The organism is Duganella rivi (assembly GCF_009857435.1).
Lineage (GTDB): Bacteria > Pseudomonadota > Gammaproteobacteria > Burkholderiales > Burkholderiaceae_D > Rugamonas > Rugamonas rivi.
On sequence record NZ_WWCK01000005.1, the window covers coordinates 1 to 16,020 of the forward strand.

The following is a 16,020-nucleotide window of genomic DNA, read 5'->3' on the forward strand; positions in this document are numbered from 1 at the left end:
GCCGGCGCTGCCGGGGCTGCGGCGGCGGCCGGGCGAACCGGCGCCGATGCGCGCGGCGCCGCGCTGCCACCGGCAATCTGGAACACCGCCACCATCTCCGCTAGCTTGACGGCTTGCTCCTGCATGGCTTGCGATGCGGCGGCAGCTTGCTCCACCAGCGCGGCATTCTGCTGCGTGACGTTATCCATCTCCGCTACCGCCGTGTTGATTTGCTCGATGCCGATTTCCTGTTCGCGGCCAGCCGAGCTGATCTCGCTGATGATGTCGGTCACGCGGCGTACGCTGGTGACGATTTCCTCCATCGTCGCGCCGGCCTCGTTGACCAGCGCGCTGCCGGTGCCGACCTTCTCCACTGAATCGGTAATCAGCGCCTTGATGTCTTTCGCCGCCGCCGCCGAACGCTGCGCCAGGTTGCGCACCTCGGTCGCCACCACCGCGAAGCCGCGGCCCTGCTCGCCGGCACGGGCCGCTTCCACCGCCGCGTTCAGCGCCAGGATGTTGGTCTGGAAGGCAATGCCGTCGATCACGCCGATGATGTCGGCAATCTTGTCGGACGATTCGGTAATCGAGCCCATGGTGCCGATCACGCGCGTGACCAGCTCGCCGCCTTTCACGGCAATGTCCGAGGCCGACATTGCCAGCGTATTGGCCTGGCGCGCATTATCGGAATTCTGCTTGACGGTGGACGTCAGTTCCTCCAGCGACGACGCGGTCTCTTCCAGATTGGCGGCTTGCTGCTCGGTGCGGCGCGACAGGTCGAGATTGCCGGCGGCGATTTCGCTGCTGGCGGTGGCGATGGCGTCGCTGCCCTCGCGCACGCTGCGCACAGTGTCGGACAGACGCGCCTGCATTTGCTGCAAGCCCTCCATCATCTCGCCCATCTCATCCTTGCGGCCCAGCTCAATCTGCGTTGCCAGATTGCCGCCTGCCATGGCGTGGAAGTGCGACAAGGCCTGATCCAGCGGCTGCATCACGGCGCGCAGCAACAGCACGCCCGAGATGGCGGCCAGCAGAATGCCGACCACGATGGTGCCGATCGCCAGCATCATATTGCGCTGGTAGTCGGCCTGGCTTTCGGTGTACTGCGCCTCGGTCGAGTTAAGCTGATAGGTCGACAGCTTTTCGGAAGCGTCGGTGTAGAGGCGGAACAGGCGCGTGACCTCGCTCAGCATCAGGCGCTCGATCTCGGCCTTGTCCTTGTTGTTGATGGCCTTGATGGCGGCCAGCAGGCCGTCCTTCACCAGCGCCTGGCGGGTCGTTTCGACCTGGTCGGCCAGCGCTTTCTCGCCATCACCAAACGGCAGCGCGAGATAACTCTTCCAGAATTTCTCGTTGCCGTCGATGAAGTCCTGCGTGCGCTTTAGCGTCTCGGGAACGTTGGCGGCATCTGGGCTCAGCGCCACGCGATCGAGCGACAGGCGGGCGCGGTCGATTTGAATCTGGGCTTCGTAGATGGCCTTCATGGAGACCATCGAGTTCGAGTACACGTCCTTCAGGACGTTGTTGGACGTGTGCAGCGCGAACACGCCGCGCGCGCCGATGAAGATGATGAGGACACCCAGCAACGCCATGGTAGCGATCAGCCGGGTACGAATGGTCAGGTTGGCAAACATAATGTCTCCTTGCTCGGACGCGGCGGGGCTGGGGCCGTCTTAAAATAACTGCCAGCCGTGCGTAGCGGAACGGCGGGAGTCGATGCAGGACTTGCCCAGCTTAGCGCAATAATTGCCACATAACAAGAGTGATACCGTGCGCATGGACGACTGCGTTATACTGGGCGTCCCCGCGATGCCGGTCTGGAGCCACCATGCGGCAGCTCTATAGCGTCTTTTTCAGTTTCAAATTCAAGATCACGACACTGGTGATTGCACTGGTGTTGTTTGCTGGCATAGGCTCGGGCGGCATCTCGCTGCTGATCGCCGAATCCGAACTCCGGCAAGTCATCGCCCGGCAGGAACTCTCGCTGCTGACCGGCGCGGCGGCCTTCATCGATAATGACTTGCAAAACAAACGCCAGCTGCTCAAGACCGTGACCGAGGAAATCAACGAGCGCGGGCTGCCGCTCGAGCAGATTCAAGCTCTGCTGGAAACCCACGAAACCCTGCGCGACGCCTTCTTCAACGTCAATGCCTTCGACCTTGACGGCAACCTCGTGGCCAGCCTGCGCGACCGCCGCGCCAAGCGCGTCAACATTGCCGAACGCGCCTACTTCAAGGACACGCTGCGCCTGCAGGAAGGCGTGATCTCGGCGCCGTTCAAGAGCGCGCTGTCGGGCCAGCCGGTGGTGGTGCTGACCCAGCCGCTGCGCGACGCCGATGGCAAACTGACCGGCATCCTGCTCGGCGCAATCGACCTGCTGCGGCCCTCGTTCTCGGCGCAACTGGACAACTTGCGCGCCGGCGCCGACGGCTACCTGTTCATCGTCACCGACAACGGCGTCACCGTGTACCACCCGGACAAAAACCGCATCCTCGAAAAAGGCGACGACCAGCCCGGCACACTCACGGCCGCAGCCCTCGGCAGCGACGAGGGCTGGGAAGACGGCCTGCTCGACGACGGCGTGCCGGTGCTGCTGGTGCACAAGCATCTGCGTGAAACCGATTGGACGATCGGCCTGTCCTACCCGGTGCGCAGCGCTTTCGCCTCCATGCTGAGCGTGCGGATGCGCGCGCTGCTGGGCGCGGCGGTTCTGACTTGCGTGGCCGGCCTGTTTGGCTGGCTGATTACCAAGAACCTGCTGCGGCCCCTGGGCCGCCTGCACCGGCACGTGGAAGACATCAGCGCCGGCCGCGCCGACATCAGCGTGTTCGACGTCGCCCGCAAAGATGAATTCGGCCACCTGAGCCGCGCTTTCTACGCCCTGTCGCAGCGGCGCGAGCGCGCCGAGCTGGAACTGCACCGTCTCGCCACCACCGACGTGCTGACCGGCCTGCACAACCGCCGCATGTTCGACGCCCTGCTGCCGCAAGCACTGGCGCGCGGCGCCCGCTCGGGGCAGCCGGTCGGCTTGGCCCTTCTCGACATCGACCACTTCAAGGCCATCAACGACACACTGGGCCATCCGGCCGGCGACCAGGTGCTGATTGAATTTTCGCGCCGGCTGACCGGCGCGGTGCGCACTACCGACACCGTGGCGCGGCTGGCCGGCGACGAATTCGTCATCGTGTTTGAACAGCTGTCGTCGAGCACCGAGATGGACGTGCTGGGCGAGAAAATCCTGGCCGCCATGCATGCACCATTCCAGCTGGCGAGCGGCCCGCGCGAAGTCCGCACCAGCATCGGCATCGCCCTCACCACCACTGCCGCCGACAGCGCCGAAGACATCATGCGTGCGGCCGACCAGGCGCTGTACGGCGTGAAAGCGGCGGGCCGCAACGGCTACGCCATCAACAGCGTCGGCGCCGAGCGGGTGGTGCGGGTGCGCTGATCAGAAGCGCGCCTTCACTCGCACGCCCACCGTACGCGGACGAATCATGTACAGATTGTCGCCGGGCTGGATCGCGATGGTGTTGGTGGTGACATCGCTGATCTTGGCGCCGTTAGTCAGGTTGGTGCCAAACAGGCCGATTTCATACAGGCCGACTTTGTAGATCGCAGTGGCGTTCAGCGTATGCGACGAAGGAATGCGCGAGTAGCTGCCCTGCGATGCGGCGAAGTTGGTGAACGACTCGCCACGGTGCGCATAGCTGGCCGACAGCGCAATCTCCTCAGCACCGGCCAGCGGAATCACATAGTTGGCGACGGCGGTAGCCGCAAACTTGGGCGAGTACGGCACGCGCGCATCTTCCGGGATATTCTGCGCGGCGATGCCGGTGACCACCGTCTCGGTAGCGTAAGCGTGGTTGAAAGTAGCGCTCAAGCCAACCGACGCTTGGCGCGACAGCTTGAAGAAGCTCTCCAGCTCCACGCCTTCGCTGCGGATCTTGCCGGCGTTCTGCGTGAAGTAGTAGGTGCAGGGCAGCTTGTTGAAGACCTGCACGTCCTTCCACTTGATCAGATAAGCGCTGGCGTTAAAGGTCACGCGGCGATCAAACAGCGTGTTCTTGGAGCCGGCCTCGAAATTCCACAAGCTATCCGGCGCAAACGTCGATGGCGCATTCTGGCCGCAGAAATCGAACGGTACTGGCTGATTATTACCGCCGTAACGGAAGCCTTTACCTGCCGAGGCATACACGGTGTGGTCTTCATCGAGACGGTAAGCAGCGGCGAAGCGCGGGTTGGCGCCCTTTGAGGTTTCGCTGCTATTGCTGGTCTCCGGGATGCTGCTCTGTGGTTTGGACGGCGTCGAGTTAATCAGGTTGCCGAACAAGCCGCTGAATTTCAGGTCGAAGTCCTGGGTGCCGCGGAACAGGCGCAGGCCGGCGGTCAAGTCCAGCTTATCCCATACCGTGTACGTCGCCTCGGCAAACAGCGCGGCTTCTTTCGAATCGATGTTCTGCGTGCCCGAGAAGTAGTCATCGGCCGTGAAAGCGTTGTCGTTCAAGTGCGAGTTATAGCCGGGGAAGTTCTTGGCGATGGCGAAGCGCGCGTCGAAGCCGGGCGTCGGCTGGTCTTGGCGCAGATCGCGCTTGCCCTGCGTGTAGAAAGCGCCGGCAGTCCACTTCAGCGGGCCGCCGGCTTTCGACTGCAAGCGGAACTCCTGCGCGAAGTTGGTGATCTTATTGCCGATCACATAGGACGACGCGATCAGCGGCAGCTGGCCGCCGAAGATGAAGGCGGTAGCCTTGTACTGGCCGGAGTTGAGGTACAGCGTGTCGCGGTGCAGGTAGGAGCTGGACGAGACCAGATTCGCCACGCCCGCATCGTAATTCAAGGTCAGGTTATACAGTTGCAGGCTGTCCTTGCTGGCTTGCTGGATCAGCGTGGTGGTGGTGTACGGCGCCAGTTGCGAGTAAGCGTCGTTGATGCCGCCCTTGATGTTGGACGCGGTGACGCTGGCGTCTACCAGCAGATCCGGCGTGGCGCGCAGGCGCGCGGCGATGCGGCCCTGGTTGGTCGAGGTATCGTTATCGGTCTTGCCGTTGGCTTGATTCAGCACATAGCCGGAATCGTTACCGGTGTAGCCCGTCAAACGCAGCGCCAGGACATGATCCTTGACCGGCACGTTGACGGTGCCGCGCAGGTTGTAATTGCTGCCGCCGAATTTGGAAGTCTGCGAACGGACTGCTTCCACCGAGCCAAAGAAATCGTTGAACTCCGGCTTCTGCGTAATTTGACGCACCGTGCCGGCCATCGCACCAGCGCCGTACAGCGTGCCTTGCGGGCCTTGCAGCACTTCGATGCGTTCGAGATCCAGCACTTTCAGATCGGGATTGCCGGACTTCAGCGTGACCGGCATCTCATCGATATACACCGCCACCAGCGACGCATCCTGCACCTCGGACGGCACGATGCCGCGCACCACCAGGCCGCGGATGGTGATGTTGTTGACGCCCGCGCCCTGCTCTTGCAGCGCGATCGCCGGCACCAGACTGGCGATATCGTTCAAATTACCTTGACCGTATTTGGTCAGGCTGTCCGGCTTGATGACCGTGATGGCGGCCGGCACTTGCTGCACGTCGACCGCGCCGGTACGGGTGGCGGTCACTTCGACCTTTTCAATCTTGTCCGAGGCGCCGTCCTGCGCTTGCGCCGACACGAATACGCCGGCAATTGCCAGCGCCATCACATGCTTAGTCATCCCGTTCCTTTAGTGCTCATTTTAGTTGGATATCAAAATTATATATAACTAAAACTGTCACTGAAAACGAAGATAAATGATTTTCGTTATAAGGAATCTAAAAAAGCATCCATGGCCTTGGTCGGGCGGCCGTCCTCACCCCATGCGCTGAGTTCGTAATGGCTCCAGCTGCGCGCGCCCAGCGGCTCCCAGTAGATGACGCCGAGGCCCTTGTGGTTGGGCACGGCTTTGACCTTGGCCTGCACGGCGCGCAGCATATCGTAGGTGTTTTGCGGCTTGCTGTCCTCGCCGCCGACCTCTACCACCATCACCTCCTTGCCGAAGCGCGCGGCCATGTCGTTCAGATTGTTGCCGAGGTCGTCGATGGAAAGCGTGTAGTCGGGGCGGCCGTCGAGCCAGTAAGGATAGTAGGAAACGCCGATGACATCGTACCTGGCGCCGTTGGCCTTGGCGTTGTCGAACCAGGTGCGGAACCATGCGTTATCGTTGCCGCGATCGAGATGCAGCACCACCTTGGAGCTTGGACTGACGGCCTTGACGGCGTCGTAGCCTTGATTGATGAGCTTGGCCAGTTGCGGCCAATTGTCGGTATGGCCTTCAGGGTAAATCATGCCGGTGCGGGTTTCATTGCCGACCTGCACCCACTCAGGCGTAACGCCGGCTTGCTTGAGTGCGCTCATCACATCATAGGTGTGGGCGTAGACATCCTTTTGCAGTTGCGGGAAATCGTGGCCGATCCAGCCGGCGGGCTTGCGCTGCTGCTGCGGGTCGGCCCAGCTGTCGCTGTAGTGGAAATTGATCATGATGCGCATGCCCATCTTCTGCGCGCGCACGGCCATGGCGACGTTCTCGTCCTTGCTGTTGTGGCCGCTAGCCCTGTCGTCGGACGGATTTACCCAGACGCGCAGGCGCACCGTGTTGATGCCCTGATCCTTGAGGATTTGCAGGCCGTCTTGCTGCTTGCCCTGCTTGTTGTAGAACTTATAGCCGGTAGCTTCCATTTGCGGCAGCCAGCCGATATCCGCGCCTTTGACGAAGGTCTCCGCGCTAGTGGGCAAGGCGATTGCCATCATCAGCGCCATCAATATTTTTTTCATGCCGCCATGCTAGCCCAAACGCAGCGCGTGCAGGCATGAGGAAAATGCCACCAGCCATGCCTATTCGATATGGCAATTCGGGGTCAGCTCTGTCAAATGGACACGCAGTGAGCACTTTTGATGTTTGTCAAAATATCGACGTTCATTTCTTCGTCAAAAATGAATTTAGCAGAGCAGGAAATTTTCTCTGCGTGCTGATATTTATCAACCATCCGCCTCGCGTGTCCAAATGACAGAGCTGACCCCGAGGTTTAGCTGCCCGACGTTTAGCTGCCGCGGTGCGCCCAGGCGGTGGTGCGTTTTTCGATGATGGCGAACAGTTCGTACATGGCCATGGCCATGGCACCGATCACCATCAGGCCGGCGAAGGCCAGCGGCATTTTCATCGAGGAGCCGGCCGAGACCAGCAGGTAGCCGATGCCTTCGTTGGCGGCGTTCATTTCCGAGACCGTTGAGCCGACGAAGGCCAGCGTAATCGCCACTTTCAGCGAAGCGAAGAAGTACGGCATGGAGCGCGGCAGCCCGACTTTCAACAGCACGTCAATGCGGCGCGCGCCCAGCACCCGCAGCACGTCTTCCAATTCCGGCTCCAAGGTCGCCAGGCCGGTCGCAATGTTGACCATGATGGGGAAGAAGGAAATCAGGAACGCCGTCAATATCGCCGGCCCCGCGCCAATGCCAAACCACACCACCAGCACCGGCACAAACGCCGCTTTCGGCAGCGCGTTGAACGCGGTCATCAACGGATACACGGCTGCATAGACCAGCTGCGACGAACCAATCAGGAAGCCCAGCCCCACGCCCACCACCACGGCAATGCCGAAGCCCGCCATGGTGACCCAGAACGTCCGCCACGCATGCTCAGCAATCGGCCCCGCGTACTCCAGCAGCGACTGGAAGATCGCATGCGGACTCGGGAAGATAAAGTCGGAAATCGAAAACACACTGCAAACCAGCTGCCACACGATCAAGGTGGCAATCAGCAGCGCCCACGGCGCGAAACTCTTGGCGGCTTGTTTATTCATGCTCATTCCTGTGATGCAGTCAGCTGTTGCGGACGCGGCCAATATGCCCGCGCAATTCATGCACCAGCTCGTTGAACGGTTCGGTGTAGGTGGTCTCCAGCTCGCGCGGCTGCGCCAGCGGATTTTCCTTGCGGGCGACAATCCGCCCCGGCCGCTTGCTCATCACGTAGATGGTGTCGGCAAGGAAGGCCGCCTCGCGCAAGTCATGCGTCACCAGGATGACGTTGAACTTGCGCTCAGTCCACAGGTCGCGCAGCACGCACCACAGTTCTTCGCGCGTGAAGGCGTCCAGCGCGCCGAATGGTTCGTCCAGCAACAGCATCTTCGGCTCGTGGATCAGCGCGCGGCAGATCGAGGCGCGCTGCTGCATGCCGCCCGACAGCTGCCACGGATACTTGTCGGCATAGCCTTCCAGTCCCACTGTCTTGAGCAATTTCAAGGCGCGCTGCACGTACTGCTCGTGCTCGCGCTTGAAGTTGCTGCGATACGGTTCGACGATCTCCAGCGGCAGCAGCACGTTGTCCAGCGTGGTGCGCCACGGCAGCAAGGTCGGCGCCTGGAACGCCATGCCGACAAATTTCAACGGCCCGGTCACCGGCTTGCCATCGATGTTGACCAGGCCGCTGGTCGGCGCCTTGAGCCCGGTCGCCAGCTTCATGAAGGTGGACTTGCCGCAGCCGGACGGGCCAACAATGGCGATGAATTCTCCCTGCCGGGTTTGCAACGAGATGTCTTCCACCGCGAACTCGCTCTCGTTGTAGGCGAGGAAGACTTTCTGGAAATCGACGAATAATTCAGACATGGGTCACTTAGGGAAAACGGTCAGCTCGGCCTTGGACGGCAGGAAGGCAGCATCCCACACGGCTTTCGGATCAACGCGGTTCTTGGTGCCGTAGGCGTCCGACACTTGCGAGGCCATCAGCGCAAGCCGCGATGGCGATACCTGGCCGAAACCTTCGCTGCGCGCGTTCGGCGTGGCAACCGCATCGTTGATCGCCATCTTCAGGCGGCGCAGTTCCAGCTTTTCATCGATCAGCCCATCGCGTTCCTTGATGGCTTTGACGGCCGCTTCCGGGTTGGCCATCACGTCCTTGGCGGCCTTGGCAAAGGCGCGCAGGAAGGCCTTCACCGCTTCCGGTTTTTGCTTGGCGAACGCGTCGGAAACGATGATGGCATTGCCGTACAGTTTGACGCCGTAGTTCGGGTATTGCAGCATGACCACGTCTTCATCCTTGATGCCGCGCGCGTTCAAGTTCAGCAGCGAGGTGAAGGTGAAGCCGGTGATCGCATCCACATCGCCGCGCACCAGCATGGTCTCGCGCAGCGGTGGATCCATGCTGGTGAATGGCGACTTGGCCGGGTCCAGCTTGTTGGCCTTGGCGAAGATAGGAAAGGCGCGGCGGCCGGCGTCAAACACCGGCGCACCCAGCTTCTTGCCGGCGAGGTCGGCCGGCGTCTTGATGCCGGATTTTTTCAGCGCGAGAATGGCGGCCGGCGTGTCGTTGTAGACCATCATCACGGCCAGCGGTTTGCTCGGTGCAGTTGGATTATTGGCGGTGAACTCCATCAGCGCAGCCATGTCGGCAAAGCCCATCTCGTAGGTGCCGGAGGCCACGCGATTGACCGCGTTGGCCGAACCGCTGCCGGCGTCGATCGTCACGTCCAGCTTTTCCGCCGCAAAATAACCCTTGCTCTTGGCGACCAAGAAGAAGGCTGATGGGCCCTCGAAGCGCCAGTCAAGCTGGAACTTGATCTTGGTGTCCTGAGCGAGCGCAGGCAGAGCCAGCATGCATAGGGCGAGACTGATCGTTGCTTTGATTTGCTTCATTGGTGTCCTCAGTGTGGTGGTGTGATTTTCCCGAGCGCCGCGCGCAGATCAAAACGCTGCGATGGGCGATCCAGCATGCGGCAGGCGCACTGGCTTAGGTGGTGCGTCATTTCCTGCTGGGCTTTGGCGTGATTCTTTTTTTCGAGAGCATCGAGCACGGCTGCGTGTTCATCAAAGGAGCACGGCTGCTGGCCGGTGGGATTGGTGGCGGAGATCAGCAAGGTGGTGCGCGAGACTAGTCTGCGTAAGGCTTCTACCACCAGCGAGTTGCCGGCCAGCTTGGCGAGTTCGATATGGAATTCGGCGGACAGGCGTATCCACTGTGGACGGTCGCCGCGCATATAAGCATCGCGTTCGCGGGCGACCAGATCGCGCAGTGCGGCGAAATCGGACTTGCGGGTTTTGTCGATAAGCTTGTGCATGACCAGCGCTTCCAGCGCTTGGCGCAGCTCGAACATTTCGTTGGCTTCCTCGTCGCTGGGGCTGGCGATGTAGGCGCCGCGATTGCGTTCGATGTCGACGAGGCCGTCGGCGGCCAGCTTAGCCAGCACGCGCCGCACCGTGTGGCGGGCGATGCCGTAAATCTCGCCGAGGCCTTCTTCTGTCAGCTTAGTCCCGGCCGGCAGGCGATGCTCCATGATCGCGTCATAGATTTCGAGGTACATCCGGTCTTCGTTAGGTGTAGGCATACCCACGGTTGAGCAACAACTGTGCCAACCGGTTTTCAGATTGTCGACAATCTAAAATGCAGGTTGTCGCCAAAATGAAACATGGAATAGCCCCAATTTGATGCACTACCGCACCACGATGGCGTGGCCTGCTCAGCGCGAGGGCAGCGTGCGCGGCGGCGATTTAAGCACCGCCTTCGACGCTTCGTCTACGCTCAAGTACTCTTCGAGGATGCGCTTGATGGCGCCGTCGGCGTGCATGGACTGCACGACGGCTGTCCATGCCTTGAACTGCTCGGGTGTGAAATTCTTCTTCGCCAGAGCGAGGTTGCGCGATGGCGGCGGCTCGTTGGGGAACCAATCGACGATACGCACCTGATCGCGCATGTTGGCGTCCGCCAGTTCTTTTTCGTATTGCAGCGGCGTCGCGAACATCGCGTCGAAGCGCTTGAACTTGAGCATGCGAAACACTGTCGGCAAAGTAGCGCCCAGCTCGAGCCGGCGCGCGGCGAGCATATCGGCATACCAAGCGTCGCGAACGCCGCCATACGTGACGCCGCGCACCACGCCAAATCGCAGCTTGGTATCAGCGGTAAAGGCATCGAGCGAGGTCTTCTCGATAGGAACATCGCGGTGAACGATCGTTGCAAAGCGCTGCTGCATGTAGGGCACGTAGTAGGCGTAATGCGCGCGGCCTGGGGTAGGCAGCGCGGAAAAGACGATGTCGATCTGGCCAGATTCCAGCAGCGCGTAGGCGCGCGCGCGTGGCGGGGCCGAGATCTCGAACTCGCAGCCGGTGCGGCGCGTGAGTTCATCGACCATGCGCTTGTCGACGCCCTGACCGTCGAAGTAGAGAAAACCTGTCTCGTAGAGCGCCACGCGCAGCGGGTGGTTCGGGCACAAAGGCTCCGCCCCAGCCCACGGGCTGGCGGCGACCAGCACCATCACTAGCATCACGGTAGTACCGCCCCGACCGAAGCATCGCATCGATAAGCCCTCCTCAAAAGGACTGCGATTGGTATCGTATCCCTGGGATGATAGCTCATCGCCGCCGGAGCCTACCGGAAACGTTGAGTAATGGACTTCATTACCTCTTTCTTGGAGAAGCGCCGATCCAGCCACGCCGCCGAATCTGCGGCGGCTTCGGCGATGACCTTGGCCGCCGAGCTCGCTTGGTCGTCTAGGACTAGGCATCTGGCTTGGGCGATCCGGCGGCATCCAGATAAAAGCCATCCTGCATCACGACAGACTGCTTGACACACAAGCCGCCTGCGGCTTGCACGTAGTCCGCCAGACGATAGGCGATGTAGCCTTGCTCGAATAGATAAGGGGGAATAGTTCGGCGAAATTCTAAGTGCCTCGGCGACCGCTTTACTGGCCTTAGAAAAATCCTCGCCCATTTCGTGAACATGCGCCTGTTGATTTGCACCGAAAAGTGACCCACTTTCCCCAGTAATTTGCAATGAATCTGACCCACGTGAAGAGCACAATTCGACCTGTCTTACCGGCAGGAGAACGGAGTGATCAACGTGGCTTTACTAGGCATCATTCGACGCTGGCACATACGTGACCAGATTCCTCTACGCGAGATCGCCAGAGGACTAGGCATTTCTCGCAATACCGTCCGGCGCTATCTGCGCTCGGAAGCTACCGAGCCCAGTTATGCCGAACGCCATGTCGCGAGCGGACTGGACAAATACTCTCTGCAATTATCAGGATGGCTGAAGACGGAGGCGAGCAAGCCGCGTAAGCAGCGCCGCAATTTGAAACAGCTCCATGCAGACCTGCAAGAACTGGGCTATGAAGGTTCATATGACCGCGTGGCAGCGTTTGCCAGGCAGTGGAAGGCGGGTCAAACTGAGTGGGTCAATTCATCGAGCAAACGAACAAGCACATCCTCGATTGCGGTTCGTAACAAGTCTTCGAGGCGCATTTTTGGCCCATCCAGTGTACTCCGATCGGGCGGCGGTGCATTTTCACCAGTAGCACTGCCGAAATTGGTAGAATGACGGGTTACGCGTGGAGGCTTTTTGCGCCTCCGCAAAACCAGACTTATTGCACCGCCTAAAGAACCAATGACCACCGTCCCGAACGAAATCAACGCTGCCGCCGTCAAGAACAGTCCTACCGAAAAGCTCACTCCGATGATGCAGCAGTACATGGGTATTAAGAGCCAGCACCCGGATATGCTGGTCTTTTACCGCATGGGCGATTTCTATGAGCTGTTCCACGAGGACGCGGAAAAGGCGGCGCGCATACTCGGCATTACGCTGACGGCGCGCGGTTCGTCGGGCGGTCAGCCGATCAAGATGTGCGGCGTGCCGTTCCACTCGCTGGAAGGCTATCTCGCCAAGCTGGTGAAGATCGGCGAGTCGTGCGCGATTTGCGAACAAATCGGCGATCCTGCCACCAGCAAGGGCCCGGTCGAGCGCAAGGTGATGCGCGTGGTCACGCCGGGCACGCTGACCGATGCCGATCTGCTGCCGGAAAAATCGGAACGCCCGCTGCTCGCGCTGTGCATCATCAGCCAGCGCAAGGTCGCCACTGCAGGCTTGGCATGGCTGTCGCTGGCCAGCGGCGCGCTGCGCTTGATGGAGTTCTCGGGCGATGCCCACACGGTCAACACGCGCATCCAGCAGGAACTGGAACGCATCTCGCCTGCCGAGATTCTGCGCGGCGATAACGGCGAGCTGTTTGAAGAGTACACGGCCTGCCACGTCAATCACGTCCCTGAATGGCACTTCGATGTGGTCAGCGGCCATAAGGCGCTGCTCGATCAACTGGCCGTCTCCACGCTGACCGGCTTTGGCGCCGACGGCCTGGGCGCAGCTTTCGGTGCAGCCGGTGCACTGCTGCGCTACGCGCAATCGACGCAAGGCCGCGGCCTGCAGCACGTGCGCACGCTCACCACCGAAACCGAAAATGAATTCATCGGCCTCGATGCCGCCACCCGCCGCAACCTGGAACTGACCGAGACCATACGCGGCCAGGAATCGCCAACGCTGTTCTCGCTGCTGGACCACTGCCGCACGGCGATGGGCTCGCGCCTGCTGCGCCACTGGCTGCACCACGCGCGCCGCGATCAGAACGTCGCGCGTGCGCGTCACCAAGCCATCGCCGCACTGGCGCAGGCCGATGCGACCGGCGGCCTGTCGCACACGCTGGCGCAAGTGCCCGATATCGAACGCATCACCACCCGCATCGCGCTGCTGTCGGCACGCCCGCGCGATCTGGCCAGCCTGCGCGATGGCTTGCAGCAGTTGCCTACTCTGCGTCACGGCATGCAGCGCGCGCTGACCGCCACACACGGCCTGCTGGCCGGCATCCACGCCGATCTGGCGACGCCGGAAACCTGCCTCGATCTGCTGCAACGCGCGGTGATGCCGGAACCGGCAGTGATGGTGCGCGACGGCGGCGTGATCGCGCGCGGCTTCGATGCTGAACTGGACGAACTGCGCGGCCTGTCGGAGAACGCCGGCCAGTACCTGGTCGACCTGGAGACGCGCGAACGCGCGCGCACCGGCATCGCCAACCTGCGCGTCGAGTACAACAAGGTGCACGGCTTCTACATCGAAGTCACCAACGGCCAAGCCACCAAGGTGCCGGACGATTACCGCCGCCGCCAAACGCTGAAGAACTGCGAGCGTTACATCACGCCAGAATTGAAGGCGTTTGAAGACAAAGCGCTGTCGGCACAAGACCGCGCCCTCGCCCGCGAGAAGATGCTGTACGACCAGCTGCTGGGCGACCTCGCGCCGTTCATCGGCACGCTGCAATCGATCGCGAAAGCATTGGCGCAGCTGGACACGCTGACCGCCCTCACCGATCACGCGCTGCGCAACAACTGGTGCGCGCCGGAGCTGGTGGACACGCCATGCATCAACATCAAAGAAGGCCGCCACCCGGTGGTGGAGAACCAGATCGAACGCTTCATCGCCAACGATTGCCGCTTTGTCGACGAACGCCGCCTGCTGCTGATTACCGGCCCTAACATGGGCGGTAAGTCGACCTTCATGCGCCAGGTGGCGCTGATTACGCTGCTGGCCTACATGGGCAGCTACGTGCCGGCGCAAAGTGCCGTCATCGGCCCGATCGACCGCATCTTCACCCGTATCGGCGCGACCGACGATTTGGCCGGCGGCCGTTCGACCTTCATGGTGGAGATGACCGAAGCCGCCGCGATCCTGAACGGCGCCACCGAACACTCGCTGGTGCTGATGGATGAAATCGGCCGCGGCACCTCGACCTTCGACGGCCTGGCGCTGGCGTGGGCGATTGCGCGCCACCTGATCGAGACCAGCCGCAGCTTCTCGCTGTTCGCCACGCACTACTTCGAGTTGACGCAGCTGCCGGACAATCATCCAACCGCCAGCAATGTGCATTTGTCGGCGGTGGAGCACAAGGACACCATCGTGTTCCTGCACGCGGTGCAGGAAGGCCCGGCGTCGCAGAGCTATGGTTTGCAAGTGGCGCAATTGGCCGGCGTGCCGCAGCCGGTGATCAAGGCCGCCCGCAAGCATCTCGCGCGCCTTGAAGCGCAAGCGCTGGACGCCACGCCGCAGCTGGATTTGTTTGCCGCGCCATCGGTCGACGCCAACGACGAAGAGATCGAGGCGCCGGCAGCAGCCACCAGCCCTGCGATGCGCGAGCTGCTCGACGCGCTGGACGATCTCGATCCAGATGCGCTGACCCCGCGCGAAGCACTGGATCGCCTGTACCAGTTGAAGCGCCTGACGGAATCGGCGCAGGCATGATGCACGGCGTGCGCCATCGCCGCATGTTGCGGGTCGCCGCCAGATCGCTGGCAGCGGCGGCAGCATTGGCGCTGGCGCACGCCGCGTGGGCCGCACCTGCGGCGCGCGAATTCCAGTTCTCCGTGATCGGCCACCCGCTACAGCATGGCCGCGATGAAGCGGCGCTCAAGCGCGCCATTGCGGAAGCATCACAAAGCGATTCCAGCTTCATCGTCACCACCGGCATCAAGGCCGCCAACGAGCCTTGCAGCGACAAGCTTTACACCCAGCGCCATGCACTGCTCAACGAGTCCGCGCAGCCGATGATCGTCTCGCTGGCCGGCAGCGACTGGAGCGCATGCCTGAACTCCGCCGGCCGCTCCAACGCCATCGAGCGTTTGAACCGCTTGCGCGAGCTATTTTACGTCGACGGCGAATCGCTGGGCGCGCGCCGCCTGGCCGTCACACGCTTGTCGTCCAGCGCCAAGTTCCGCAGCTACGCCGAGAACGCGCACTGGGAATACAACAAGGTGCTGTTCGCCACCATCAACCTCCCGGCCAATAACAACCACTATCGCCCGGAGGCGGGCCGCAATAGCGAGTTTGAAGACCGCCTGGTCGCCAACCGCGCGTGGCTGCATCGCTTGTTCACGCTGGCGGAGCGGCAGAAGATGCACGGCATCGTGCTGTTCTCGGACGGCGATCCCGGTGTCACGGCGGAAGAAGGCTTCTCGCTGCTGTCAAGCTTCCAGACCAAGCAAGATGGCTTTGCCGAAGTGCGCAAGCAAATCCGCACGCTGGCGGGGAAGTACAAGGGGAAGGTGCTGCTGATAGACGCGCAGCGCGGTGCTGCGGGAGAATCGGCCATTCAATGGCGCGACAACGTGGGACACCTGCACACGACCGCCGATTGGGCCGAAGTGCGCGTGACGCCCGGCGCCGCCGCCCTGTTCACCATCAAGGGCGGCAGCGCCGAAGCGCCCCAGTAA

11 protein-coding genes and 1 pseudogene are annotated in these 16,020 nt (G+C 61.7%); 4 read left to right on the plus strand and 8 right to left on the minus strand.

Annotated features, from left to right (window positions below; genetic code table 11):
• A partial coding sequence (locus tag GTP45_RS16170) for a methyl-accepting chemotaxis protein (protein ID WP_161014922.1) occupies positions 1-1,613 on the minus strand: 1,613 nt, incomplete at its 3' end.
• Positions 1,614-1,807: 194 nt separating this feature from the next.
• Here GTP45_RS16170 and GTP45_RS16175 point away from each other — a divergent pair.
• Entirely contained in the window at positions 1,808-3,427 is a 1,620-nt protein-coding gene (locus tag GTP45_RS16175) for a diguanylate cyclase domain-containing protein (protein WP_161014923.1), read from the plus strand.
• On the opposite strand, the gene GTP45_RS16180 is transcribed toward GTP45_RS16175, so the two are convergent.
• The 7 genes from GTP45_RS16180 to GTP45_RS16210 form a co-directional block, all read right to left on the minus strand.
• A complete protein-coding gene (locus GTP45_RS16180; RefSeq protein WP_161014924.1) occupies positions 3,428-5,680 on the minus strand; it encodes a TonB-dependent receptor in 2,253 nt (750 codons plus the stop codon).
• Between the two features lie 86 nt (positions 5,681-5,766).
• Positions 5,767-6,777, minus strand: coding sequence for a glycoside hydrolase family 53 protein (locus GTP45_RS16185; protein WP_161014925.1), 1,011 nt, complete (start codon positions 6,775-6,777; stop codon positions 5,767-5,769).
• A 266-nt stretch (positions 6,778-7,043) separates the two neighbouring features.
• Positions 7,044-7,802 (minus strand): ABC transporter permease, encoded by a 759-nt coding sequence (locus tag GTP45_RS16190; protein WP_161014926.1) that lies wholly within the window; start codon positions 7,800-7,802, stop codon positions 7,044-7,046.
• A gap of 19 nt (positions 7,803-7,821) precedes the next feature.
• Positions 7,822-8,604: an ABC transporter ATP-binding protein gene (locus tag GTP45_RS16195; protein WP_161014927.1), complete on the minus strand. Its 783-nt coding sequence runs from the start codon at positions 8,602-8,604 to the stop codon at positions 7,822-7,824.
• A gap of 3 nt (positions 8,605-8,607) precedes the next feature.
• Complete coding sequence (locus GTP45_RS16200) at positions 8,608-9,630, minus strand: ABC transporter substrate-binding protein (protein ID WP_161014928.1); 1,023 nt, start codon at positions 9,628-9,630, stop codon at positions 8,608-8,610.
• Between the two features lie 8 nt (positions 9,631-9,638).
• Positions 9,639-10,319, minus strand: coding sequence for a GntR family transcriptional regulator (locus GTP45_RS16205; RefSeq protein ID WP_161014929.1), 681 nt, complete (start codon positions 10,317-10,319; stop codon positions 9,639-9,641).
• Positions 10,320-10,451: 132 nt separating this feature from the next.
• A complete protein-coding gene (locus GTP45_RS16210; RefSeq protein ID WP_229258532.1) occupies positions 10,452-11,252 on the minus strand; it encodes a substrate-binding periplasmic protein in 801 nt (266 codons plus the stop codon).
• Between the two features lie 566 nt (positions 11,253-11,818).
• On the opposite strand from GTP45_RS16210, the pseudogene GTP45_RS16215 reads away from it, so the two are divergent.
• The 3 genes and pseudogenes from GTP45_RS16215 to GTP45_RS16225 all read left to right on the plus strand — a co-directional run.
• Positions 11,819-12,145: pseudogene (locus GTP45_RS16215) on the plus strand (IS21 family transposase); the annotation flags it as partial.
• A gap of 228 nt (positions 12,146-12,373) precedes the next feature.
• Entirely contained in the window at positions 12,374-15,052 is a 2,679-nt protein-coding gene (gene mutS, locus GTP45_RS16220; protein WP_161014931.1) for a DNA mismatch repair protein MutS, read from the plus strand.
• Complete coding sequence (locus GTP45_RS16225; protein ID WP_229258504.1) at positions 15,049-16,020, plus strand: hypothetical protein; 972 nt, start codon at positions 15,049-15,051, stop codon at positions 16,018-16,020. Before mutS ends, GTP45_RS16225 begins: the two co-directional genes overlap by 4 nt.

What these genes read in the sequence shown, in the direction of transcription:
- GTP45_RS16180 (WP_161014924.1), bottom strand. Translation starts at nt 5,680, where the DNA reads ATGACTAAGCATGTGATGGCGCTGGCAATTGCCGGCGTATTCGTGTCG.
- GTP45_RS16195 (WP_161014927.1), bottom strand. Translation starts at nt 8,604, where the DNA reads ATGTCTGAATTATTCGTCGATTTCCAGAAAGTCTTCCTCGCCTACAAC.
- mutS (WP_161014931.1), top strand. Translation starts at nt 12,374, where the DNA reads ATGACCACCGTCCCGAACGAAATCAACGCTGCCGCCGTCAAGAACAGT.
- GTP45_RS16185 (WP_161014925.1), bottom strand. Translation starts at nt 6,777, where the DNA reads ATGAAAAAAATATTGATGGCGCTGATGATGGCAATCGCCTTGCCCACT.
- GTP45_RS16175 (WP_161014923.1), top strand. Translation starts at nt 1,808, where the DNA reads ATGCGGCAGCTCTATAGCGTCTTTTTCAGTTTCAAATTCAAGATCACG.
- GTP45_RS16210 (WP_229258532.1), bottom strand. Translation starts at nt 11,252, where the DNA reads ATGCTAGTGATGGTGCTGGTCGCCGCCAGCCCGTGGGCTGGGGCGGAG.
- GTP45_RS16190 (WP_161014926.1), bottom strand. Translation starts at nt 7,802, where the DNA reads ATGAATAAACAAGCCGCCAAGAGTTTCGCGCCGTGGGCGCTGCTGATT.
- GTP45_RS16225 (WP_229258504.1), top strand. Translation starts at nt 15,049, where the DNA reads ATGATGCACGGCGTGCGCCATCGCCGCATGTTGCGGGTCGCCGCCAGA.
- GTP45_RS16205 (WP_161014929.1), bottom strand. Translation starts at nt 10,319, where the DNA reads ATGCCTACACCTAACGAAGACCGGATGTACCTCGAAATCTATGACGCG.
- GTP45_RS16200 (WP_161014928.1), bottom strand. Translation starts at nt 9,630, where the DNA reads ATGAAGCAAATCAAAGCAACGATCAGTCTCGCCCTATGCATGCTGGCT.